Below are 23171 nucleotides of genomic sequence, written 5' to 3'. Positions count from 1 at the left end.
AGGGTTATAGCAATAAATGCTATAACCCTACAAATTAGCTTTATCAAATTTAGCGCAAATCATACCAACCACTTGCTTGGACAGACACAACATCTACAGCGTCATTTTGAGCCCATAAATTAATATAGGTTCCACTCTTAATATAATTGTTAGTATTAAAACCAATATTAACAGTGCCGTTTTTAGGAGATACTGCTACAACATTTGTAAGATAATTACCATTTGAATCAGTGACCCAGAAATCTACTTGGTTGTTACTACTTAATAATGAAGTTCCTTTGCTAATAACTCTTACTTGTACAAACTGATCATTTGTTACTTTATTTGCTCCATTAATTTTTACATCACCTTTAAAAGCTGGCAATATTACGTTGAAATAACCGCTTACTGCTAGTGCAAATACAAACGTTAAAGCAAAAGCAAATAAACATAGTACTGAAATTAAACTTTTGAATTTAAGACTTCTCATTAACATACACCTTCTAATTTTTCTATTCGCATCCCTTCATAGGTACCTATGAAAGGTTGTTGCCAACAATAACACTTACTTTAATTTTTTAATTAATATTAATTTTTAGTATAGCTATTTCTTTGCTTTGTTATTAAAGATATTCTGTAGTTTCTAAACCTTTAATGTAAATTTATTCTTGGAAATTTCTATGTTAATTTTATTATTTATATCTTCACCTGTCAATCCTATTTTTTTTTCTTTTTTTGGCTCATATTCCTCTAATTCTTTAGCTAAAACTAAGCTTTTCTTTAAATCTCTTTGTATTTCTTCAATTTTCTTAAATTTTCATTAAATATTGAACAGCTAAAAAAACAAGCTCTATAATAAATATTGGGGTGGGTAAAATAAAAAAAGCACTTGTTTCTGAATGCCTGGTATAATATTATTGAAAAAAGGAGAAAAACACAAAAGAAAAGGAGGTATTCAGAACGAGTGCCTGACATAAATTATATCACCCAATTATTAAAATCTGAAGATGTAATAATAGAGGATATAGTGGAGAATCCAACTGAAGTAGAACCTTATATAAGACTCAGGCAAAAAGTACATATTTGTCCTAATTGCAAAGCTCAGACTTCAAAAGTTTACGATTACAGAATTCAAAAAGTCAAAGAAATACCGATGTTAGGAAAAAAGACATACATTGTATTAAAGAAACGTAGATATGTTTGCAAGGTTTGTAAAAAGAGATTTTACGAACAAGTTGATTTTTTACCAAAACATCAAAGAATGACAAATAGGTTAGCAGCATGAACAGTAAAGTCAATTAGTAAATATAGTTAGCATGACAGAAGTTGCGAAGTAGAGGCTTGTCAATAATTTTGTGTTACCAATTTATAACGTAAGTTGTAAAGTTAGGTTATGTTATTGATGCATTTTCTAATACTGAAAAGCTCCATTTTTCCATTTTGTACGGCGCAAGTTCTCTTCTTGTTAAGTAAATATTAATTTCTAAGACTTTGACAGCCTTAAAAGTATCCACCTGAATTTACTTCTTGCCTTTTCAATCATGCTGTTTACACGCAAGGCGGCGTCTGTAGCAAAGAATCTGCTTCCTTAATTCCTCAGGGTATTTCATATGGGCAAAATAAAACTCTGCTTTTTCTGATGTTGCAGCAATAAAATTGAGGATATTTTGAAAGGTATCCATCGCAAAGTTCTTTAAATTTCAGTACAGCTTCGTCAAAATCGAAGGAAGAAATTCTAAGTCTGTCTAAATTCTTGTTAAAAGTTGAAAGCTATGTCTTTTGTCATATGTTTTCAGCTATTTCATTGGAGGTGGACAAAAGCAAGCTCAAGGTCAGCAAGAGGATAAGCAAGTTTGACAGCATCTATAATACCAGGAAAGTCATCGCTTATGACAATTAAAACTTCTTTAAGACCTCTTGTAATTAAATCGTCAAAAACTTTCATCCAATCAGCCTTATTTTCTTTGCCGAAGAAAGGGCAGAATACCAAAGATATCTTTTTTACCTTTCTTGAGTCGATACCGAGGCTGGCATTACAAGTAGCATGTTTGCTTTTAGAATTGTCCTTAACTTCACTTCTGAATAACCGTCGATGATGAGAGCAAAAGCACTTGTTAGCAATTCTCTTTGTTTGAATAACTGAAGTTCGTTTTTAAGGTCTTCTTTGATTTTTAGTATTTCATTTTCGGAATATGGAAGATTCAAAGCTTTCAAAGTCTGGACAAGGGAAAGCTCAAGAATAACCATTGACGTACTTGCGACATAAGAAGGGAAGTAGATAAGCTATCAACTCTTTTGTAGCGGAAAGAAGAGGATAGAAGGTCGGAAATTCTAAGGGCGTGTGCGAGGGACAGAGATTTCAAGACGTTAGGCAGGTGTTGAAAGTTTACTTCAATAAAAGCCATTGCCTTTGTCATTGTCATTTTTAGCAAGGAATACTTTTCTTTCCGATAACATAAAGCAAGCGAGCAAGTTTTACTTTCAGTTGCTAAAGAAGCTTGGCGGTTAGGATTATCTTTTGAGCAATACATATTTAATACTTGCTTCTTGTGCCATATTTTTAGCAGTCTCAAAAATTCATTTTATTCATTCCAAGTAGCCCCCTTTGATGATTATTTCAATAACTAATTATACAGTAAACACAATTTAATTTAACCCCCTATTTTGAGGGAAAAAGGTAAAGGAATAAGTAGTGAAAGGATAATGGAAGCGATAGATTCAATGAACTTTATTGAAATAGAGATAAAAGGAAAGAAATATTTGGTAAAGCAAAGGACAGAAGGAGAAGCTGTAGATATACTGAATGTGATGAAGATAAAGGGGCCGAAAAATTTTATTACATATGAGAAAGGTTTAGAATTTATTGGTATTAGCAAATGATGTAGTGACAAAATTGAGGCTCAAATTTTGTCAATCCCAGTCCTCCCAAGCTTTTTGAGTTTCAAACTGACAAAGTCAAGAGGGCTGGCTAATAATCTATCACGGCGTGAAGATGATGCCATCAGGACCAATCTACAGGCTTGGTGCTGCACTTTTGGACTTAGAAAATCCGGCAAAGGTCAAGAAAAGATGTCCAGAGTGGTTACTATCACCTCAGGAAGTATATGAATGAATTGGAGATGTAAACAATGTGGTATTCATCTGTGGAGCAATTGTTGAAGACAATCAAATCTATCTTTACTATGGAGCTGCTGATTCTTGTATTGCTCTTGCTTTTGCTGAGATTGACCAGATTTTGTCCATCTTGATTGAGGGGGATTTGCAGGTAAAATAGAAGATAAAGGCTCTTTGTCAAAAGTTGGGGTGGTCATTATAAATATCAACCTCTCTTTTGACAAAGAGCCAGATTAATAGAAACTTTTTAATCATTTCTTTTTTCTTTTTATCACCAAAGGAAGCCTGAATTTTAACACAAACTTATAACATACATTAAATAGAAACTTTTTCTACAACAAAATGGAAGTTTAAATAAAATTAAGGCTCATAACCTGGTAGATAATTGAAGTTTTCTGAAGTAATTTTCCATTTTCCGTTTTCTTTTGATAAGTTAAAATAATATCTTATTACACCTTTTGGATTATATGTCACCAATTTTTTGGGAAGTTTTTGCGTTTCTTCATACAGCCTTTTCTGATATTCTATTGTCATTTCTTCAGGCTTTATGCTTCCATTTACTTTATTATCAATTGGAATCAACGCAACCATTTTGTTTTCGCAATATACATCTGCTATGACTGTTGCTGTATCACCTTCAATCCTTGTTTCTAAAAATTTTATATCATTTATTTTCCATTCAACAGTCCTTATATCTGAGGGTGAATAAGCTTCTCCTAAAACAGCCGTTTGAAAAACTTTTATTTTATTTGCTAAAATACCTGACTTTGCACTGTAATATTTCTCACATTCCTGGGTAATTTCATTTATCTTTTTTTCTATAAGCTGTGAAGGAATTTTAATACCTGGTGATTTTGTATACTCTGGTGGATACACACTTTTACTATAAATATTTAGTGCACTCTTCACCACTCCTTTTATTTCCTCCTCATTATTCAATTGCTGAATACTTTCTGCATTATAACCAATTATAGTTGCAACTATTGTAATAAGTACCAATAAACCTAATACAAATAATTTTCTTTTTTTCATAAAATTTGACCTCCCCATCTTATTGTGGTCTAACAGCAATTATGATTGTAGACAGAGGATTAAGATTATATGGCTTTAAGTGCCATATTGCCCATTTTCTATCTGTTGTGTGTTGATCTTGCAAAACACCTTTTATCCTAGAATCAGGGTCTCTGGCATAAACCACTACAATAGCAGAATGATCATATGTTCCATCAGAATCCCAATCATAAAATAATACATCTCCTCGTATAATATGATTATCAAATCACTTAAAACTTCATATCTCAATTGGTACATTAAATTATCAGCACCAATTGATTACTGGAAACTCACCTTGATAGCAAACTTTTCTTAAAACACTCACTTCTCAAAAATTGAATATTAAAATTGACTGCTACAGTTTAAATTTGCCCTTTATCTTTGGTAAACTAAAATCAGAAAAAGTTTAAGCCTGATTTAGTTTATTTGGATATTTTTGATCACCTCCTGCTGGACGTGCTTTGACATCTGCACGCCACAGCTTGCGAAAGACTTCAGCCCCAAAGGATTACATGAGTAATGTTTACTCGAAGGCTTAAGCACTGGCAGTTTACCACATCTGATTTGAGCATGTCAGATGTGTGCTACAGCATAAACTGCTCAAGTAGCTCTAATATCGGCGAGGCTGCTATTGTCATGTAATCCCCAGGGATAAAGGGCTTAATACTTTTTCTTACCACTACTTGCAAAAAGGAGGTCTTCAAATTGCCAAATACTTTAATCGTGGGCATTGATATCAGTAGTCAGTCAAATTCTATCTTCTTCGTCGATGATGCCGGTAATCACTTGATTAAAAAATCTTTTTCCTTGCCTAACTATCAAGAAGGTGCTAATGAATTAATCAGAAGGAGTTATTGATTACTTCAGCCAGTACAATCTATCCTACGTTAAATTTGGCATGGAAGCAACTTCACATTACGCTTGGCATCTGCACTTGTATCTTGCTTCTTCATCTGAACTGCTGCCATATAAACCAACTTTTTATGTTCTCAACCCAAGCATAGTCAAAGGCTTTAAAAAAATCTATACTTTCTTGCCTAAAACAGATAGCATCGATGCAATTATCATCGCTTCAATAGTGTCAGGTTCAGCAAACTCAACCCAACACCTTTGCCTGATTTTAAATATGCTGCGCTACAACGCCTTACCAGAATGCGCTATCATCTTGTTCACAATTTGACACGTGAAAAAAACAGAGCCCTCAATCTCATATACCTTAAATTCTCTACTTATTCTCAAGACTGTCCATTTTCAGATATCTTCGGTAAAGCTTCTTGTGCTATCATCGAAAACTTTACACCTGACGACATTGCCTCCATGCCACAAGAAAGATTTAATTAAGTTCATATCCGATAACGGCAACAATAGACTCTCAGATGTCAATAAAATCGCTGAAATACTTAAAACCGAGGCTCAAGCGTTCATACAGATTACATCCTCTGTTGGCTGAGGCAAATGACTTAGCTTTGTCTATGACCCTTGAAAACATCAGATTTATGCAAGAACAACTCAAAAAACTCGACAAAGAAATCTCTAAACTACTTAAAGCTTTCTCTCAAACCCTGACTACCATCCCTGGCATAGGAGATGTTCTTGCAGCTGCTATCTGTACTGAAATCGGTGATATCAAGCGCTTCAAAAATGAAGCTGCTTTGGCAAAGTATTCTGGCCTGGTTTGGACTCAGTACCAATCAGGCAACTTCAATGCCCAAGATGTTTCATTAGCTAAGTGTTGTAACCAATATTCTCAGAATACTATCTTGTTGAAGCTGCTAACTGTGTACTGTAGCACACAGTACGTTACAAAGCCTTCTACAACAAGAAGTTTTCAGAGGTGGACCTGTCATCAGCATAAACGTGCCCTCGTCCTCACCGCAAGACGATTAATTCCTCTGATCTTTGCAATGCTCTAGCCTTGGTCAAATATATCAAGAAAGAGGTGATGTTTACAATACTTAGTTAGTCCCAATTTTTTAATTTAATAATCTTTCCCAAACAAGCTGCCAGTTAAATTTTCCCATACTGAGCGGCTCGGTATTCTATTGCCTTTTTCACCCTAATTATCTAAAAAAAATTTTTTAAAAACCCCCTTGACATTATACCGTTTGTCTTTTTTGTTTTGATATTTATCTCAACCTTTTTCAGCCGGCTGATAAAAGGTTAGAGCTTAGATTTAAAAAATTCTAATTTTTTTTATTCTAAAGATTTTTCAAATATCACACGAGGCCTATTTAAAACTCTATCTGCATCTCATACATTTCTTAGCTCATCTATTTCCCCTACACTGCAAACAAATTGTTGATAAGCCTTCTTGAGCACAGACTGTTATATCTTGTGCCTTATATAATAGCATCTTCTTTTTATCTTTTCAGTTAACTTGATTTTTTAGTATATTCATTTTTTATTTTATTTTTAGACTATTCTATGCTTAAATTATTTCTTCTGTAAATCTCTTCTTGGAATTTCTATGTAAATCATATCTTATATATTTTCTCTTTGTCAATCCCGTTTTTTTTTTTTTTTTAGCCAATTTTTAGCTAAATTTTGAGCAAAAAATACATATTTCTTTAATTAACTTTAAATCTCTTCGATTTTCTCGATTTTTAAAATTAAAAATTAATTTAAATACTTTTACTAAAAAAATATGCTCCCTTTTCAATCAAACAGTTTTGTTTCTCCATCGCTTACTAAAAAGGGAGCATATATTGTTTTCTACTTTTTTTATATTAACTGGCAAACGCTAAAAGAGAGTATATCCCAAAGAAAATGTAAATCATTTAAAATCCCTCTTTTAGTCTATAATCTCATCAATTGGCGCGCCGGGTGGGACAATTGGCAGCGCTTTTTCGTCTTTGTCAATTACAAAGTCAATTACTGTTGGTCTTCCTGCCTCTAACGCTTTTAAAATAGCCCTGTCAACCTCATCTGGCGATGTAACTCTTATGCCAACTGCACCATATGCATCTGCAAGCTTGACAAAATCAGGCGGCCTGTCAAGAGTTGTTTGTGAAAATCTCTTGCCATAGAAAAGGTCCTGCCACTGGCGAACCATTCCCAGAACACTATTGTTAAGCAGCGCAACTATCACAGGAATATTGTAGTGCACAGCTGTTGCAAGCTCGCCACAGTTCATCCTAAAGCTGCCATCACCTGCAATGTCAATGACTACTTTGTCCGGCTTTGCTATCTTTGCTCCAATTGCCGCACCAAAGCCATAACCCATTGTACCAAGCCCGCCAGAGGAAATAAATTGTCTTGGTCTTTGGTATTTGTAATATTGTGCTGCCCAAATCTGGTTTTGTCCAACCTCTGTTGTGATTATTGCATCGTTGTTGGTAAGAGCAGAAATTCTCTCAACAACATACTGGGGATGAAGCTTGCCATCTTGAGGATAGCTCAAAGGATAGTTTTTCTTCCATTCGTAAATCATCTCTATCCAGTCTGTGTTAGTCTTCTTCTGTACATTCTCAACCAAGATTTTTAATATCTGCTTTACATCGCCAACAAGCGCAATGTCTGTGCTTATATTTTTGTCAATCTCAGCCGGATCAATATCAATGTGAATAATCTTTGCATTTGGTGCAAACCTGTCAACCTTGCTGATTACCCTATCTGAAAATCTTGCACCAACAGCAATCAAAAGGTCACAGTGCGAAACTGCATAATTAGAAGCCCTTGTGCCATGCATTCCAACAAGCCCTGTATAGTTCGGATGGGTAGAAGGAAATCCACCAACACCCATGAGCGTTGTTGCAACAGGTGCGTTTATTTTTTCCACAAATTCAATAAGTTCTTCAGAGGCTTCAGATGAAATAACACCGCCACCTGAGCAGATAAAAGGTCTCTCGCTTGCATTGATAAGTTCTATTGCCTTTTCTATCTCTTCTTTTGTTGCTAATACCTTCTTTTTTATCTTTTTAGGTTCTTTCTTCTCATATTCAGCATATGCTGCTGTCACATCTTTGCAAACGTCAACCAAAACAGGTCCAGGTCTTCCACTCTGCGCAATCTCAAATGCGCGTCTGATTGTGTCTGCAAGTGTATTTACATCTTTAACAATAAAATTGTGCTTTGTGATTGGCATGGTAATACCTGTAATATCAACCTCTTGGAACGAGTCTTTACCAAGCAAATTAGTTGGTACTTGCCCTGTGATTGCCACAACCGGCACAGAGTCCATGTACGCTGTTGCAATACCTGTCACAATGTTTGTTGCACCAGGTCCTGAGGTAGTAAAAACCACGCCAACCTTGCCGGACGCTCTTGAATATCCGTCTGCAGCGTGGGATGCGTGCTGTTCATGGGATGTTAGATAATGTTTTATCTCATTTTGATGTTTGTAAAGAGCATCATAAATATTTAAAGCAGCACCACCCGGATAACCAAAAACAACATTTACGCCCTGTTCTTTTAAACATTCAATTATAATCTCAGCTCCTGTCAATTTCAAAACTCAACAACCCCCAAATAAGATTTTTTACTCAAGTATAGCACCAGTTGACGCAGACCTGACAAGTTTTGAGTATCTGTAAAGATACCCTTTTTTCACCTTTGGCTCAAACGGTGGTAAGATTTCAAGTCTTCTTTTGATTTCTTCTTCTGGTACTTCTAACGTAAGAGTCTTGTTTTCTATGTCAATTGAAATCATATCTCCATCCTGAACTGCTGCAATTGGTCCTCTTTCTGCTGCCTCCGGCGATACATGACCAAAACATGCACCTCTTGTTGCACCTGAAAACCTTCCATCAGTTATCAGCGCAACATCTTCAATTAGCCCAACTCCTGCCAGTGCTGATGTAGGAGAGAGCATCTCTCTCATACCAGGTCCGCCTTTTGGCCCTTCATATCTTATGACAATAACATCTCCTTTTTGGATTTTCCCTTTCAAGATTGCCTCAAACACCTCTTCACCGCTTTCAAACACACGCGCAGGTCCTCTGTGCTTCATTAGCTTTGGTGGCACAGCACTTTTTTTGACAACAGCACCATCTGGTGCAAGGTTACCCCTCACAATTACAAGCCCGCCTGTTTCAGAATATGGATTGTCAATTGGTCTTATGACATTGTAATTCTTAACATTTGCATCTTTAATATTCTCACCAACTGTTTTACCTGTAACTGTCATAAGATTTAAATGAAGCAAACCTTTTTTAGAAAGCTCATTCATAACAGCCTGAACGCCGCCTGCAAAGTAAAGGTCCTCAATATGATGTTGTCCTGCCGGTGAGAGCTTACAAAGATTTGGTGTTCTATCACTTATAGCGTTTATTATATCAAGATTTAACTTTATTCCAACTTCATTTGCAATAGCAGGAAGATGCAAGATAGTGTTTGTTGACCCACCAAGCGCCATGTCAACTGCTAAGGCATTTTCAAATGCTTCAACTGTCAAAATATCAGACGGTTTTATGTCCTTTTCAACAAGCTCAACAATCTTCATACCTGCCATTTTAGCAAGACGGATGCGTGCTGCCATTACAGCCGGAATTGTTCCATTTCCAGGAAGAGCAAGCCCCAAAACCTCGCTCAAACAGTTCATGGTGTTTGCTGTAAACATTCCAGAACATGAACCACATCCAGGACATGCATTTTCTTCTAAGGCATATAAATCTTCTTCAGAAATCTTGCCTGCAGAGTATGCACCTACACCTTCAAATACAGAGTTAAGGTCACATACCTTATCACCAATTTTACCCGCAAGCATAGGTCCACCACTTATTAAAATGGCAGGGATGTTTACTCTTGCTGCTGCTATTAGCATTCCAGGGACTATTTTGTCACAGTTTGGAATCAAGACCATGCCATCAAACTGGTGTGCCATTACCATTGCCTCGATTGAATCTGCAATGAGCTCTCTTGTGATGAGCGAATACTTCATGCCAATGTGACCCATAGCGATACCATCACATACACCTATGACATTAAACTCCATTGGAGTTGCACCAGCAAGCCTGATACCAGCTTTCACTGCCTCTGCAATTCTGTCAAGATGAATGTGTCCAGGTACAACTTCATTCCATGAATTCACAACTGCAATAAGTGGTCTTCTTATCTCTTCATCAGTGTATCCCATTGCTTTGAAAAGCGAACGCTGAGGAGCCTTTTCAAACCCTTTCTTGACAGTATCACTTCTCATCTTTCATTTTCATCTCCTTATTCGTAAATATCAACACCATCTATCTGTGTTAACTTTTTAAATTCTTCCATGAGCTTTTTGGTGATTGGTCCAACCTCACCATTTCCAATCTTTCTACCGTCAACTTCAGTCACAGCAATAACCTCTGCCGCAGTTCCTGTAAAGAAACACTCATCAGCATTGTAGAGGTTGTAGAGTGTAAATACCTTTTCATACACAGGTATTCCCAAATCTTTCGCCAAAGCCATAACAGTTCTTCTTGTAATTCCATCCAAAGCTCCAAGATACACAGGTGGTGTGATAAGCTCACCATCTTTGACAATGAAGATGTTGTCTCCTGTGCACTCCGTCACATACCCATCCTGCGTTAGCATTATAGCTTCAGGAACTCCGGCTCTGTTCGCTTCTATCTTTGCTAAAATGTTATTTAAATAGTTTAATGATTTTATTTGCGGGTCAACACACTGTGGACTATTTCTTCTTGTGGATGCTGTTATTACCTTCATTCCTTTTTCATACATTTCCTGTGGATACAAAACAATTGAATCGGCAATTATTACAATTGTCGGTTTTGGACATTTTGTTGGTGAAAGACCTAAATCACCCACCCCTCGTGAAACAACAAGTCTGATATATCCTTCCCTGATATTGTTTACCCTGCAAGTCTTCTTCAGAGCTTCAATCATCTCTTCTTTTGATATTGGAATTTCCATATAGATTGCTTTTGCAGCCTGATACAACCTGTCCACATGCTCTTTACACTTAAAAATCTTGCCATTATATACCCTTATTCCTTCAAACACGCCATCGCCATATAAAAACCCATGGTCAAACACTGAAATTTTTGCTTCTGATTTCTTGTAAAACTCTCCATCAATATATATTAGTTTTTCTTCCATTGAATCATTTCCCCCTATGTGTATAGTTTGATATGTTCATAAAAAGATTAATTATTTATTGTATAATACCTGAAAATCTTTGTCGACATGTTTTTTATAATATCCCCAATTTTTTTAACGATTTTTTCGCCTAAATAGAATAGTAAAGATGAATAATTAATCATTTTTAATACATTATACTTGAGCAAAGGAAAAATTACAATAACAAAAAAGGACCTTGTAAAAAGGTCCTTGTGAAAAGCTGTTTGCAGGTTTTTCCTTTCATTGCACACACTCTAAGATTTTGCACATCCATTCATATGTCTTAACAATCTCACCCAAAACAGCATATTCAGACGTTGTGTGAGGATTGTAATATCCCACAGAAAGACAAAAACTGCTAATTCCAAACTTGTCTGCAATAAATCTTATATCAGCAACATGAGGGCTTTTTTCTTTCTTAGCAGGTATTTCCAATGATTTACCAATATCTATCACCTTGTCGATACATTCATTTTTGAAACATACGTCTTTCCCACCATAGCTGCATACAACATCCCCAAACCCTTTTCTGTCAAGACCAATTACAAGGTTTACACCTTTGAAAAATTCTGGATGATTCTCAATAAAGAATTTCACACCTTGATGTTCATCTTCGCAGGATGTAGTGAAAAGAAACTTGAACTGATAGTCAGTAAATCTCAAAAGAGCTAAGATTATAGCAATACCACATCTGTCATCAGCACCTATAGGCCTTACACCATTTCCTTTTATTCTGCCTGTTTTTTCATCATAAATGACCTCAAACATCCAGTTTTTACCCACATGTTCTGCTCCATATGAGTCAAGATGAGCATTCAAAAGCACCTTTGGATTTTTTCCTCTCTCGCCAAAGAGATTGTTTTGCATATCATCATCATAAAAGATGAGCATCTCAGAAAGTTCATTTTCAACAAACTCTTTTAGCTCCTCTTCTTTGCCAGGATATGACTCTAAAGCACACATCTTCAAAAGAATTGATCTTATATAATCCCTTACCCCTCTGACATGATTAAAACCTTCTTCAGAAAGTATTATTTTCTATTTTTATTATATCACTTTTTAAATAAAAAAATAATAAACTTACCAATAAAAAACTATAAGCCATGGAACAGATCTTCCATGGCTTTGCTGCTGAAGAACTTACAACGAATTTGTCCACTTACCGCACCTGTCACCCCACATTGCAATGACCTTGCCTTCCATTGAGACTTTTACAACCTCGCACCTATTCGAACAACCCTTGCATTCAAATGATGATGTTGAAAAATCAATGTCAGTAGCGTCAAACCCCCTGAAATTTGTTCTTGCCTTTGTCTTTTCTATATAATCTTTTGCTAAAATGGCGCTACCTATTGCCCCCATCACATTGAAATGTTCAGGTACAATAATCTTACTTTGAAGCTCTCTTTCAAAAGCTGCTCTGATACCCTTGTTTGCTGCAACACCACCCTGAAAAACAAATGGTGGTTCTAAGTTTTTTCCCCTTCCAACATTGTTCAAATAATTTCTAACAAGAGCATCGCAAAGCCCTCTTATTATCTCAGCTTTTGAAAATCCAAACTGCTGCTTTGCAATCATGTCAGACTCTGCAAACACCGTACATCTTCCCGCAATTCGAACTGGTCTTGTTGCAGATAGTGCCAAATCGCCAAACTGTTCAATAGGAATTTTGAGCCTTTCTGCCTGATGGTCCAAAAAAGAACCAGTTCCTGCAGCACATACAGTGTTCATTGCAAAATCTACAACCATCTGGTCTTTTATAATTATTATCTTTGAGTCTTGCCCTCCTATTTCAAAAATAGTTCTCACATCAGGCACAAAATGAATTGTAGCTGTCGCATGAGCTGTAATTTCGTTCTTCACAACATCAGCACCCAGAATAGCACCTGCAAGCTGTCTTCCAGACCCAGTTGCCCCTACTCCTAAAACTTCTACATCTCCAAGAGTCTCTTTTAACTGCTTTACACCTTCTTTGACAGAATCTATAGGCTGTCCGTTTGTCCTTATATACGTCTTAAAAAGTACGTTTACATTTCTATCAATGGCAACAACGTTAGTTGAAACAGAACCCACGTCAACTCCTATGTAGATTTCCTTCATACCATTACAACCCTTTCTTCCTGAACATGTTCTTGTATGTTGTCAATAAAGACTTCTTTTGTTTTTCCTCTTTTCCTATTTCTCAAAAGGTCAATGAAAGCTTCTATCCTGGTGAGCATATTTGCCTTTCCTGTCTGCTCATCTATTGGAAGCGACAGAATTGGAATATCAATCTCTTTCGATATCTTTGGAATTAAACTCTGGGTTACAAGTTCTGGCAAACATGCAAAGGGCATAAGATGAACAATTCCGTCAAATCCTCTCTCTTTAAAGTCTATAATATGTCCCACAGTCTCAACCGCATGACCACCAATTAAAATCTTGATATATCTTTGACCCTTTTTTATAATCTCTTTAAACCTCTTTGGTCTCAAAATCCATGGAACCAGATTGTCGTTTATCCACTCAAAAAGATACAAGCTTCTTTCTACCTCAACCCCAAGATTGCCCAAAATCTCTTCTATCCCAAAGTTAATAGAGCTTTCCATCACAACATAAATCTCGCCTACAATCCCAACTCTTATTCTGTCTTTTTCATCAACCTTTCTTGTTGGGATACTAAGAAGCATCTGCTTGCACTCTTCATAAACTCTATACAGTTCTTTTCTTGTCTTTATTTTGTCAAACTTTTCTTGGATTTGATTCCAAACCTGAGTTGTCTGACCTTTGTTGACTTCATATGGTCTTATTTTTTGAACCATCTTTTCAAGCTCATCAAGCTTCTGGACAAATCTGTATAAGGTGTACATCCTGTTTATAACCTTGTGCCATGGAACTCCATTTCTGATTTTTTGAACGTTTCTTAAAAATGCCCTCCAGTTATCCTGTGGAGCATCAAAGATTATAAGCTCAACATCGTCATAGCCAAGAGATTTTAATATGTTCCTGTGAGTGTCACCATAAAAACCTGCTCTGCATGGACCATGTCCACCAGATGTCACAAGCACTTTTGCACCTTTTTCAATGGCCTCTAAATATGTCCCCATGACCATTTTAAGAGGAATGCAAGCAAACTCTGGTGAGTATTTGACGCCAAGGTCCATGGTCCTCTGTGTTGGTTTTGGCGGCATTATCACTTCATGTTCCAAAAACTCAAAAAGTTTTTTATACACTATGGCAGAGCCCATGTAAGGAAATGATACTTTCATTTTTATAATACCTCCGACAATTTTGCCCACTTTTTTCGCTTGAGCATGTCAACAAAGGCTTCTATCCTTGTTATCATATGCCCCTCGCCTGTATGTTCATCTACTCTCAAAGTGGTAAATGGCTTCCCTGCAACATCACTCTCATATTGCAAAAACCTTCCGACAATTGCATCAGGTCCACACCCAAAAGCTGTCACATGGATTACACCATCTACCTCTGGGTCTTTAAGATAATGAAGACCTGCGCCAAGTACCCTGTTTGAAAAAGTCCAAAAAAGCCTTTTCCTGTAATGTTTTAAATTGTCATATGCAACCTCTTGGGGTACCATCTCAAATGTTTTTATATTTACACCCAAATTTTCAAGCTTTTTTATAACATCCATGCTTATGAAAGAATCATACACATCATACACATATCCTAAAACAGCAATTGTCACATTGCCATCTTTTTTTACACTTCTTAAGTCCTCTTCCCATCTACCCGTTCTGTAGCTATCAAGTGCTTTGTCGCAAGAAAGTCCACTGTGCAAAAGAGCTTTAAACCTTTCAAAAACCTCTTCTGCTCTTTTTATCGCAAGTCGTATCTCCCTGTAAGAAAATCCAAACATTTCTGTCAACATTTCATAAATCTTTGGTGAGCTTATATTCTCGTTGTTTTTTTCATTTATTATGGGTGAGATAACTCTTCCTTTACTTTCTTGTACCGTTCCTTCAATTATGTCTGGAAGCCCCATAAACTTTGGACAAAAATATTCTGGTTTTTTTATCCTCGCAAATCTTGGAACAAATACATAATCAGCTACCTTCAAACCCTCAATAACATGTCCTGTAAATATTTTTATAGGCGCACAGATGTCAGAAACAGCCGCCTTCGAACCTTTATCAAGAATATCCTTAGTTGTTGGGCCTGTATCCACAACCTCAAACCCGAGCTCTTTAAAAAATGTATCCCATAAAGGAAAGTAGTAGTAATACAAAAGTGAATGTGGAATAGCAATTTTCATGCTATTTAAAATCTCCTTCTTTCCCATTTTACCTTCCCTTACTATTATAGCACAATTAAAAGATTATAGTATTCTAAAAAAAGGGGCAGCTTTTTCAAAAATAAACAAAACTGCCCCTTCATCTTTTACTAATCCTTCGGTCGCATTGTTGGAAAAAGTAACACATCTCTGATTGAATACGAATCTGTTAAAAGCATAACCAGCCTGTCAATTCCTATTCCAAGCCCGCCTGTCGGTGGCATACCGTACTCAAGCGCTTCTATAAAATCCTCATCCATCATGTGGGCTTCTTGATTGCCTCTCTGCCTTTCCTTGAGCTGCTCTAAAAATCTCTCTTTCTGATCAAACGGATCGTTGAGCTCTGAAAATGCATTCGCAATTTCCCTACAAGTAATAAAAAGCTCAAACCTCTCAGTAAACTGAGGATTGTCTTTCTTACGCTTTGCAAGTGGTGAAACTTCAACTGGATAGTCCATTATGAACGTGGGCTGAACCAGAAAATCCTCAACTTTCTTTTCAAATATTTCATTTATGATATGACCTATCTGCCAGTTTTCCTCAACCTCAATCCCAAGGTCCTTTGCAATTTTTCTTGCTTCATCCAAAGAAGTAACATTTTCAAAATCTACGCCAACATACTTTTTGATTGCTTCAACCATGGTAAGCCTTTGCCATGGCGCTGTCAGGTCAATTTCCTGCCCTTGATATGTTATTTTTAATGTACCTAAAACCTCTTGTGCAACCGTTGTGATAAGCTTTTCTGTTAAATCCATCATGTCCTTATAGTCAGCATACGCCTGGTAAATCTCAATGGTTGTAAATTCAGGGTTGTGTTTTATTGAAATACCTTCATTTCTAAACACTCGACCAAGCTCATATACCTTATCAAACCCACCAACTATAAGTCTTTTTAAGTGGAGCTCTGTTGCAATTCTCAAATAAAGGTCAATGTCCAAAGCATTGTGATGGGTAATAAAAGGTCTTGCAGCAGCACCACCTGCAACAGGACTCAAAACAGGAGTTTCAACCTCCAAAAATCCCCTGTCATCTAAAAACTTGCGTATTGAACGGATTATTAAACTTCTTTTGATAAAAGTATCCCGAACCTGAGGATTTACAATCAGGTCAAGATACCTTTTTCTATATCTTGTATCAACATCCTTGAGCCCATGCCACTTTTCAGGAAGTGGTCGCAAACACTTGGTAAGCATCTCAATCTCTTTCGCCTTTACCGAAATTTCGCCCTTGTGAGTCTTGAAAACCTCTCCCTTTACCCCTATTATATCTCCAATATCATAATATTCTTTGAACTCCTCGTACTTTTCTTCTCCAACTTCATCAATTTTTATATATATCTGGATTTTGCCTTTTGTATCTAAAATATCCACAAACGAAGCCTTGCCATGACCTCTTTTTGAAAGCATTCTTCCTGCAACACAGACAAACTTGCCTTCAAATACTTCAAAGTTCTCTTTAATATCAGTAGAATAATGTGTCGGGTCATATTTTACCTTTTCATATGGATTGTATTTATTCTTCTGAAGTTCTTTTAGCTTTTTTATCCTGTTTTGTATCTGCTCGTTTAGCTCTTCCTGAGTAAACTCAAAATCCTGCATCCCCATTCACCATCTCCGTCTTTTTATTTTGATATCTCAAGTATCTTATATCTAAACTTCCCTGCAGGTACACTCACCTCAACAACATCTCCAACTTTCTTGCCCATTAAAGCTTTTCCAACAGGTGACTCATCAGAAATCTTAAAGTTCAGAGGATCTGCTTCCTTTGAGCCAACTATTGAATATTCAAATATATCCCCAGTATCTAAATTCTGAATTTTTACGTTTGTACCAATTCCAACAAAATCAGTTGAAACTTCATCTTTATCAATAATCTTAGCATTATTGATGAGTTGTTCTAAATACGCAATTCTTTCTTCTAAAGCTGCTTGTTCGGCCTTTGCCTCATCATACTCAGAGTTTTCTGAAAGGTCACCAAATGAACGAGCAACCTTTATCTTTTCTGCAACCTCTTTCCTCTTAACTGTCTTTAAATTTTCAAGTTCTTTTAAGTATTTTTCATATGCTTCACGAGAAAGTTGATATTTTGCTGTATCCATTTCTCTTGCCATTTTTTCCTCCCCTTTTTCAAAAAGAAAATAGACTTTATTTTTTTATGATTAATTTTAATTCAAACCACTTCAATTTATGCTTGTACATTTTAACTTTTGTCAATTATAAATCAAAGATGTGCTTCATGTCAAGTGAAGAAAAAGAAAAGCCGCAAGAATAGTTCTTTGATGAAAACCATTTGCGGCCAAATTTATCATATAGTTTAAAACTTTCTTTCTTAAAATCAAACGTAAAAAACAGTTCCAGGAAAGTCTATATATTCAAAAATGGCTGTACAAGCAAAATCAATGTTAAAATTATTATGAACACAACTGTCACCCATGCAATTACATTAAATAGTTTTGAATTCACATACTCACCCATGATTTCTTTGTCGTTTGTAAGCTTGAGCATGTAAATGAGAATTATTGGAAGCAAAATTCCATTTATCTCCTGAGCTATTATCATAAGTTTAATTAGTGGTATATTCGGAAGTAAAATTATTCCCGCACCTATTACAATAAAAAGAAGTATTATTCCATAAAATACAGGTGCTTCTTTGAACTTCTTGTCAAGTCCATTTTCAAAACCAAACGCCTCAGTTATAGCATACGCTGTTGAAAGTGGCAGAATATGTGCACCTAAAAGTGATGCACCAAAAAGCCCTATCGCAAAAAGACTTGATGCATATTTTCCTGCAAATGGCTCAAGAGCCTTTGCTGCATCTTCTGCTGTTTCAATGTTAATGCCATGCTTGTAAAGTGTAGCTGCTGTTGCAACAACTATGAAAAACGCAATAAAGTCTGTCCAGAAAGCTCCCAAAAAGACATCCCATCGCTGGTACTTAAGGTTCTTAACATCAACTCCTTTATCCACAACAGAGGACTGCAAGTAAAACTGCATCCATGGCGTTATCGTGGTACCTATCATAGCAATAAATATCAATACAAAACTGGGCTCAAAACTAAATGAAGGTACAAATGTGTTTTTGAACACCTCTTTCCAGTCTGGTTTAGCTAAAAATCCTGAAATTATATAGCTGATATAAATTACCATAAGACCTAAAAAGAACTTTTCAGTTTTTTTATATGACCCTTTGTTAATAATATACCAAACAAAAATAGCAGTAAGAGGAACAGAGATATATTTTGATATACCAAATATTTCAAGGCTTGCTGCAATTCCTGCAAACTCTCCAACTGTTGTTGTAAAGTTGGCAATCAAAAGGGTCACCATTGCAAAAAATGTCATTTTCACACCAAAGTTTTCCCTAATAAGGTCAGAAAGTCCCTTGCCAGTTACAACACCCATTCGTGCTGCCATTTCTTGAATTACTGCCAAGCTTATAGTTATCAGAAAAAGTCCCCACAGCATCTTGTAACCAAACATGGAACCTACCATTGCATATGTTGCAATACCCGATGCATCATTGTCAGCTGTTGCAGTCACAAGTCCTGGCCCAATTACACTTAAAATTAAAAGAATATTTCTTAGTCTGGTACTTCTCGTTGTCTGTGCCATCTTTTCATCACCTCTTTGGTATCAACCTATTATCTACAGCAACAGTTTCCTTTTCATCTTCAACAGTTCGTATACAATGTCGTTTATAATGACAACTCCTATAAGTTTTTTGCTCTCATTCACAACAGGCACAGCAAGAAGACTATATTTTGAAATAATCTCAACAAGAGAATTAACATTATCAGTATCCTTTACACAAACCACATCCCTGTTCATTATCTCATAAAGTGGTGTTTGAGGCTCAGAGATTACCAAGTCGCGCAAAGATACAACTCCGCAAAGCCTTTCATCATTGTCAACAACATACAGGTAATAAATCTCGTCTGGTTCAGGTTTCAAGCGTCTTAGCTCCTCTATTGTCTGCTCAACTGTGAAATGTGTCTTGAACGCGATAAAATCAGTTGTCATTATTGCACCAACACTGTTTTCTGGATATTCCATAAGTTCTTTGACTTCTTCTGATGCTTCCTTTTCCATTTCGTTTAGAAGCTCTTCTGCTCTTTCCTCTTTTATCTCGTCTAAAATATCTGCAACCTCATCAGCCGGCATTTTCTCAAGTACATCCGCTGCCTTTTCAACAGGAAGACTCTCTAAAACATTTCTCTGTGCTTCAACCTCAAGCTCTTCCAAAACATCTGCAGCCTTTTCCTCATCCAGAGTCGAAAATATATAAGCTTGCGTCTTTTTGTCAAGTTCTTCAATGATGTCTGCCAAATCCGAAGGATGCAAGGTGGCAAGCTTTGAATATGTGGTTGAAAGCTTTAAATCAAGCCTTGGCGATGCAAGCGGCTGTACATCGTCCCATAAAATAAGCCGCGAAGGAATGTTTTTACCAAGCGGTTTTAAGACTTTTTTCAGGGGCTTTGCAAGACCAAGCCTTCTCAAAAGTCCTTCAAGACCAATATCTACAGCTATTACATAAACACCTGTAGAAAGTACTGCAAGTCTTATATCATTTACCCTCACAACCTTTCTGCCGTTCATATCAACAATCTGCTTGTCAAGTATATGACGAACAAGCATAATGGTATCTTCTTTTTTCACATCGATTGGCTTTAAGTTCCTTGTTTCAATCACGTATTGCCCTTTTTCCTTGTAGATTATGAAAAACGAAAAATCAACAATTTGAGTTTGACCGCCACTTTTTACCTTTGCAGCAATTACTTTGGGTCTTATATAACTTGCATCAACAACCAAGTCTAAAAGCCTTCCCACAACCTTCTTTTCTTCTGAAAAGACCTTGTTGCCGATTACTCTGCTAAGATAAAAGCTTGTGACGTTTGGCATTTTAGCACCCCTCCTTTTTTGAATTTTTTTGTGTCATTTGGTGGAGGGGTGCTAAAAGCCTTTAAAATCTATTTGCAAGAAGGTGCATTTATCCCTTCATTTTTTCAAAACAGAGAAAAATTAGCACCCCTCCACATTCCAAAGTACAATTGCTTTTTGTTGTCCAATCCTGCTTACTCACAGGACCAGAATCCATCTTTTCTCTCAACTCCTTCTTTAAGAAGAATTTTTGCAATAGCAAAATTTTATACATTGATATTAGAAACAAAAAGTGCTTTCACCCAAAGCTTAAAAACGAGGTGAAAGCACACTTTACGCCCTTTTAAAGCTACCTCGTACAAGCTTTGGCACTACACGGCATAAAAAGCTGCATTAGGTTATGCCTTGGTTTCGGCAAAACCTGTTCACCAGCTCAGATTGTCTCCAATCTTTCGCGGCAGCAGCCTATATCCCTGTAGGAGCCTCGCCTACCGAGATATCTTGCAATATTTATTTTTTCAACTTCTATTTTAGCACAATTTTTTCATTTTTCAAGCCTTTTTCGGCAAAAATCATATGTTTTCTGGGCTATTTTTTTAAATTTCTTCAATTATCTCTTATTTTCTCTAATATAAAATCAAACATCTTGTTTTTTTCTATCACATCAGGATGCAAAATCGGTTTTGCAAGAAGACTTTTAATCCCTTCTGGGACCTCAACACCTGTCTTTGCATACAAAATCTCTACCGCTTCAAACGGGTCAATATTATTATATTCACCATCAAACAAAGCGTTCAAAACATCTTTTGCAAACTTGTAAGGATTTGCAGTTTGAAGTACAACCGTTTTTGTACTATCAAACGTCTGCTTCTGGTATTTTCTGTAAACATCAAACCCAACAGCAGAATGCGGGTCAATAAGATAGTCATACTCGCGGTAAATAATCTTTATACTACTTCTTGTCTGGTCATCTGTGGAAAAATCACCCCAGAAACTTTCCTGAATCTCTTTTAAAACTTCTTCTTCAACTTTGAAATACCCCTCACTTTTTAAATCCATCATGTATTTTTTTACTCTTTCTGATTCTTTTGTTATTAAATATAATAACCTTTCTAAATTACTTGCAACAAGAATATCCATTGAAGGTGAAATTGTTTTGTAAAACTCTCTTCTTCTATCATATAAGCCTGTCCTGACAAAATCAGCAACCACACTGTTTATGTTTGAAGCAACAATCAACTTATTTATAGGAACTCCCATAAGTTTAGCAATAAAACCTGCCAATATATTGCCAAAATTGCCTGTCGGAACAACAAAGTTTATCTTTTCACCTTCAGATATATCACCAGCTTTTAAAAGCACCAGATAGCTCCAGATATAGTATACAATCTGTGGAAGAAGCCTACCAAAATTTATTGAGTTCGCAGACGTAAAGAAAAACCCCAGATTTTCAATTTCATCTATGCATTTTTTGCTTGTGAAAATCTCTTTCACGCCAGATTGGGCATCGTCAAAATTGCCTTTTATCCCAGCAACAAAAGTGTTTCTGCCTTCCTGAGTTGTCATCTGTCTTTTCTGAACCTCTGACACACCCTCAGATGGATAAAACACAACTATCTTTGTTCTATCAACATCCTTAAACCCTTCCAAGGCAGCCTTGCCAGTATCGCCTGACGTTGCAACAAGTATGAGTGCCTGTTTGTAAAAACTTGGCATTGATTTTAGTAAAAGATGAGGTAGCACCTGTAAAGCAACATCTTTGAAAGCGTATGTCGGACCGTGCCAAAGTTCAAGTGCAAAAAGGCTACTGTCAAGCTTTTTTAAAACAACAACATCTTTTGTGTCAAACTTGCCATTACTATATGACTTGTCAATGCAATCAATAATCTCTTCATTTGTAAAATCAGTAAGATAGAGCTCAAATATATATTTTGCAAGATTTGCGTAAGATTCTATACTTTTTATCTTACTTAAGTCAAGATGAGGTATGAAAACAGGGGTGTAAAGTCCCCCATCCTCGGCTATCCCCCTGTAAATAGCCTCTTTTGCTTTAACCTCTTTATTACCTCTTGTACTTACATAACGCATTCATTTCACCTCAAGTCTTACTTTATTCTCTCTTTTTCAAGAAGTTTTTCATTTAGCTTGTACGATAGTACCATCAGACTGTCAATCAGATGTACATTCTCAACAACCACATCACCTTTTACTTCAATCTCTTTTGCAGTAAAATTCCAAATACCCTTAATCCCACCTTCAACCATTATATCTGCAACCTCTTGTGCAACATCTGCTGGCACACACAGAACACCTATGTCAACATCATTCTTTTTGATAAAATCTTTAAGCTTGTCAATATGTTCAATCTTTATATCGCGGATAGTTTTCCCTACCTTTTGGGGGTCAATGTCAAATAGCCCGATGAGCCTGAAACCCTTTTTATAAAAGTTAGCATAATTTGCCAATGCCTGTCCAAGGTTACCTACTCCCACAATAACCATTTTAAAATTTCTGTCAAGCCCCAAAATTTTTACAAGATTCTCATAAAGAACCTGTGTGCTGTAACCATATCCTTGCTGACCAAACCCGCCAAAATTGTTAAAATCTTGCCTTACCTGAGAGGCTGTATAACCCATTCTCTGGCTTAGTTCTGATGATGATATTCTCAAAACATCATGGTTTAAAAGGTCTTCAACATACCGAAGATACCTCGGCAACCTTCTTATAACCGCAAGTGAGATGTTCTTTTTTTTGAACAACTTTTCTCCCCCTTATCTTCTTTTGATATTTTTTTGACATACTTTTTCTAAATTAAAAGCCTG

General features: G+C 36.3%; 21 protein-coding genes, 3 pseudogenes and 1 riboswitch. Of the genes and pseudogenes, 5 read left to right on the top strand and 19 right to left on the bottom strand.

The window, feature by feature from the left end; genetic code table 11:
* Positions 1–49: 49 nt before the first annotated feature.
* Positions 50–469 carry a hypothetical protein gene (locus ATHE_RS03350; RefSeq protein WP_015907238.1) on the bottom strand — a complete coding sequence of 140 codons (420 nt, stop codon included), beginning with the start codon at positions 467–469 and terminating at the stop codon, positions 50–52.
* A gap of 474 nt (positions 470–943) precedes the next feature.
* Between ATHE_RS03350 and ATHE_RS03345 the strand changes: the two genes are divergently transcribed.
* Positions 944–1264 carry a transposase family protein gene (locus ATHE_RS03345; RefSeq protein WP_157678150.1) on the top strand — a complete coding sequence of 107 codons (321 nt, stop codon included), beginning with the start codon at positions 944–946 and terminating at the stop codon, positions 1262–1264.
* Positions 1265–1370: 106 nt separating this feature from the next.
* Here the strand turns inward: ATHE_RS03345 and ATHE_RS15350 are convergent, their stop codons facing one another.
* The 3 genes from ATHE_RS15350 to ATHE_RS15340 all read right to left on the bottom strand — a co-directional run bounded on the left by ATHE_RS15350 (position 1371) and on the right by ATHE_RS15340 (position 2226).
* Positions 1371–1493, bottom strand: coding sequence for a hypothetical protein (locus tag ATHE_RS15350; RefSeq protein ID WP_408605148.1), 123 nt, complete (start codon positions 1491–1493; stop codon positions 1371–1373).
* 287 nt (positions 1494–1780) lie between these two features.
* Positions 1781–1999, bottom strand: a complete 219-nt coding sequence (locus tag ATHE_RS15345; RefSeq protein ID WP_408605151.1) for a transposase — start codon at positions 1997–1999, stop codon at positions 1781–1783.
* Positions 1981–2226: a hypothetical protein gene (locus ATHE_RS15340; RefSeq protein ID WP_408605147.1), complete on the bottom strand. Its 246-nt coding sequence runs from the start codon at positions 2224–2226 to the stop codon at positions 1981–1983. Before ATHE_RS15340 ends, ATHE_RS15345 begins: the two co-directional genes overlap by 19 nt.
* A gap of 414 nt (positions 2227–2640) precedes the next feature.
* On the opposite strand from ATHE_RS15340, the pseudogene ATHE_RS14600 reads away from it, so the two are divergent.
* Both ATHE_RS14600 and ATHE_RS14470 read left to right on the top strand, forming a co-directional pair.
* Positions 2641–2859: pseudogene (locus tag ATHE_RS14600) on the top strand (IS1634 family transposase); the annotation flags it as partial.
* Positions 2860–2929: 70 nt separating this feature from the next.
* Positions 2930–3253 (top strand): annotated as a pseudogene (locus ATHE_RS14470) (glycoside hydrolase family 130 protein); the annotation flags it as partial.
* A gap of 200 nt (positions 3254–3453) precedes the next feature.
* Here the strand turns inward: ATHE_RS14470 and ATHE_RS03335 are convergent.
* Positions 3454–4125, bottom strand: a complete 672-nt coding sequence (locus tag ATHE_RS03335) for a hypothetical protein (protein ID WP_015907237.1) — start codon at positions 4123–4125, stop codon at positions 3454–3456.
* A 19-nt stretch (positions 4126–4144) separates the two neighbouring features.
* Positions 4145–4357 carry an amidase domain-containing protein gene (locus ATHE_RS15335; protein ID WP_408605150.1) on the bottom strand — a complete coding sequence of 71 codons (213 nt, stop codon included), beginning with the start codon at positions 4355–4357 and terminating at the stop codon, positions 4145–4147.
* A gap of 308 nt (positions 4358–4665) precedes the next feature.
* Here ATHE_RS15335 and ATHE_RS15130 point away from each other — a divergent pair, with 308 nt between their 5' ends.
* Positions 4666–4788, top strand: a complete 123-nt coding sequence (locus ATHE_RS15130; RefSeq protein ID WP_256861305.1) for a hypothetical protein — start codon at positions 4666–4668, stop codon at positions 4786–4788.
* Between the two features lie 63 nt (positions 4789–4851).
* A pseudogene (locus ATHE_RS15445) lies at positions 4852–6105 on the top strand (IS110 family RNA-guided transposase).
* 832 nt (positions 6106–6937) lie between these two features.
* Here the strand turns inward: ATHE_RS15445 and ilvB are convergent.
* From ilvB to ATHE_RS03255, 13 genes are all read right to left on the bottom strand, one after another.
* Entirely contained in the window at positions 6938–8596 is a 1659-nt protein-coding gene (gene ilvB / locus ATHE_RS03325; protein WP_015907236.1) for a biosynthetic-type acetolactate synthase large subunit, read from the bottom strand.
* Between the two features lie 27 nt (positions 8597–8623).
* The gene (ilvD, locus tag ATHE_RS03320; protein WP_015907235.1) at positions 8624–10282 is read right to left on the bottom strand and encodes a dihydroxy-acid dehydratase; all 1659 of its coding nucleotides are present in this window, start codon (positions 10280–10282) and stop codon (positions 8624–8626) included.
* 17 nt (positions 10283–10299) lie between these two features.
* Positions 10300–11181, bottom strand: coding sequence for a branched-chain-amino-acid transaminase (gene ilvE / locus ATHE_RS03315; protein ID WP_015907234.1), 882 nt, complete (start codon positions 11179–11181; stop codon positions 10300–10302).
* 261 nt (positions 11182–11442) lie between these two features.
* Positions 11443–12165, bottom strand: coding sequence for a M28 family peptidase (locus ATHE_RS03305; protein ID WP_015907233.1), 723 nt, complete (start codon positions 12163–12165; stop codon positions 11443–11445).
* 177 nt (positions 12166–12342) lie between these two features.
* The gene (locus ATHE_RS03300; protein WP_015907232.1) at positions 12343–13302 is read right to left on the bottom strand and encodes an acyl-CoA dehydratase activase; all 960 of its coding nucleotides are present in this window, start codon (positions 13300–13302) and stop codon (positions 12343–12345) included.
* The gene (locus tag ATHE_RS03295; RefSeq protein ID WP_015907231.1) at positions 13299–14450 is read right to left on the bottom strand and encodes a 2-hydroxyacyl-CoA dehydratase; all 1152 of its coding nucleotides are present in this window, start codon (positions 14448–14450) and stop codon (positions 13299–13301) included. Before ATHE_RS03295 ends, ATHE_RS03300 begins: the two co-directional genes overlap by 4 nt.
* 2 nt (positions 14451–14452) lie before the next feature.
* Positions 14453–15454, bottom strand: coding sequence for an acyl-CoA dehydratase activase-related protein (locus ATHE_RS03290; protein WP_015907230.1), 1002 nt, complete (start codon positions 15452–15454; stop codon positions 14453–14455).
* A gap of 128 nt (positions 15455–15582) precedes the next feature.
* Positions 15583–17076, bottom strand: coding sequence for a lysine--tRNA ligase (gene lysS / locus ATHE_RS03285; protein WP_015907229.1), 1494 nt, complete (start codon positions 17074–17076; stop codon positions 15583–15585).
* 17 nt (positions 17077–17093) lie between these two features.
* Positions 17094–17570, bottom strand: a complete 477-nt coding sequence (gene greA, locus ATHE_RS03280; protein WP_041727332.1) for a transcription elongation factor GreA — start codon at positions 17568–17570, stop codon at positions 17094–17096.
* Positions 17571–17835: 265 nt separating this feature from the next.
* Complete coding sequence (locus ATHE_RS03275) at positions 17836–19083, bottom strand: Nramp family divalent metal transporter (protein ID WP_015907228.1); 1248 nt, start codon at positions 19081–19083, stop codon at positions 17836–17838.
* A gap of 33 nt (positions 19084–19116) precedes the next feature.
* Complete coding sequence (locus tag ATHE_RS03270; RefSeq protein WP_013430891.1) at positions 19117–20370, bottom strand: magnesium transporter; 1254 nt, start codon at positions 20368–20370, stop codon at positions 19117–19119.
* Between the two features lie 325 nt (positions 20371–20695).
* A riboswitch (M-box (ykoK) riboswitch) is annotated at positions 20696–20852 on the bottom strand.
* 103 nt (positions 20853–20955) lie between these two features.
* The gene (thrC, locus tag ATHE_RS03260; protein ID WP_015907227.1) at positions 20956–22437 is read right to left on the bottom strand and encodes a threonine synthase; all 1482 of its coding nucleotides are present in this window, start codon (positions 22435–22437) and stop codon (positions 20956–20958) included.
* Positions 22438–22454: 17 nt separating this feature from the next.
* Positions 22455–23108 carry a redox-sensing transcriptional repressor Rex gene (locus ATHE_RS03255; protein ID WP_015907226.1) on the bottom strand — a complete coding sequence of 218 codons (654 nt, stop codon included), beginning with the start codon at positions 23106–23108 and terminating at the stop codon, positions 22455–22457.
* Positions 23109–23171 lie beyond the last annotated feature (63 nt).

It is taken from the genome of Caldicellulosiruptor bescii DSM 6725 (genome assembly GCF_000022325.1).
Classification (GTDB): Bacteria; Bacillota; Thermoanaerobacteria; order Caldicellulosiruptorales; family Caldicellulosiruptoraceae; genus Caldicellulosiruptor; species Caldicellulosiruptor bescii.
Note: the sequence above shows the minus strand (reverse complement) of the source record. Positions and strands in the feature narration are given on the sequence as shown.

Excerpts from the sequence above, each read along its gene's own strand:
- ATHE_RS03350 (WP_015907238.1), bottom strand. The coding sequence starts at position 469 with ATGAGAAGTCTTAAATTCAAAAGTTTAATTTCAGTACTATGTTTATTT.
- ATHE_RS15340 (WP_408605147.1), bottom strand. The coding sequence starts at position 2,226 with ATGGTTATTCTTGAGCTTTCCCTTGTCCAGACTTTGAAAGCTTTGAAT.
- ATHE_RS03335 (WP_015907237.1), bottom strand. The coding sequence starts at position 4,125 with ATGAAAAAAAGAAAATTATTTGTATTAGGTTTATTGGTACTTATTACA.
- ATHE_RS15130 (WP_256861305.1), top strand. The coding sequence starts at position 4,666 with ATGTTTACTCGAAGGCTTAAGCACTGGCAGTTTACCACATCTGATTTG.
- ilvD (WP_015907235.1), bottom strand. The coding sequence starts at position 10,282 with ATGAGAAGTGATACTGTCAAGAAAGGGTTTGAAAAGGCTCCTCAGCGT.
- ilvE (WP_015907234.1), bottom strand. The coding sequence starts at position 11,181 with ATGGAAGAAAAACTAATATATATTGATGGAGAGTTTTACAAGAAATCA.
- ATHE_RS03305 (WP_015907233.1), bottom strand. The coding sequence starts at position 12,165 with ATGTGTGCTTTAGAGTCATATCCTGGCAAAGAAGAGGAGCTAAAAGAG.
- ATHE_RS03300 (WP_015907232.1), bottom strand. The coding sequence starts at position 13,302 with ATGAAGGAAATCTACATAGGAGTTGACGTGGGTTCTGTTTCAACTAAC.
- ATHE_RS03295 (WP_015907231.1), bottom strand. The coding sequence starts at position 14,450 with ATGAAAGTATCATTTCCTTACATGGGCTCTGCCATAGTGTATAAAAAA.
- ATHE_RS03290 (WP_015907230.1), bottom strand. The coding sequence starts at position 15,454 with ATGAAAATTGCTATTCCACATTCACTTTTGTATTACTACTACTTTCCT.
- lysS (WP_015907229.1), bottom strand. The coding sequence starts at position 17,076 with ATGGGGATGCAGGATTTTGAGTTTACTCAGGAAGAGCTAAACGAGCAG.
- greA (WP_041727332.1), bottom strand. The coding sequence starts at position 17,570 with ATGGATACAGCAAAATATCAACTTTCTCGTGAAGCATATGAAAAATAC.
- ATHE_RS03275 (WP_015907228.1), bottom strand. The coding sequence starts at position 19,083 with ATGGCACAGACAACGAGAAGTACCAGACTAAGAAATATTCTTTTAATT.
- ATHE_RS03270 (WP_013430891.1), bottom strand. The coding sequence starts at position 20,370 with ATGCCAAACGTCACAAGCTTTTATCTTAGCAGAGTAATCGGCAACAAG.
- thrC (WP_015907227.1), bottom strand. The coding sequence starts at position 22,437 with ATGCGTTATGTAAGTACAAGAGGTAATAAAGAGGTTAAAGCAAAAGAG.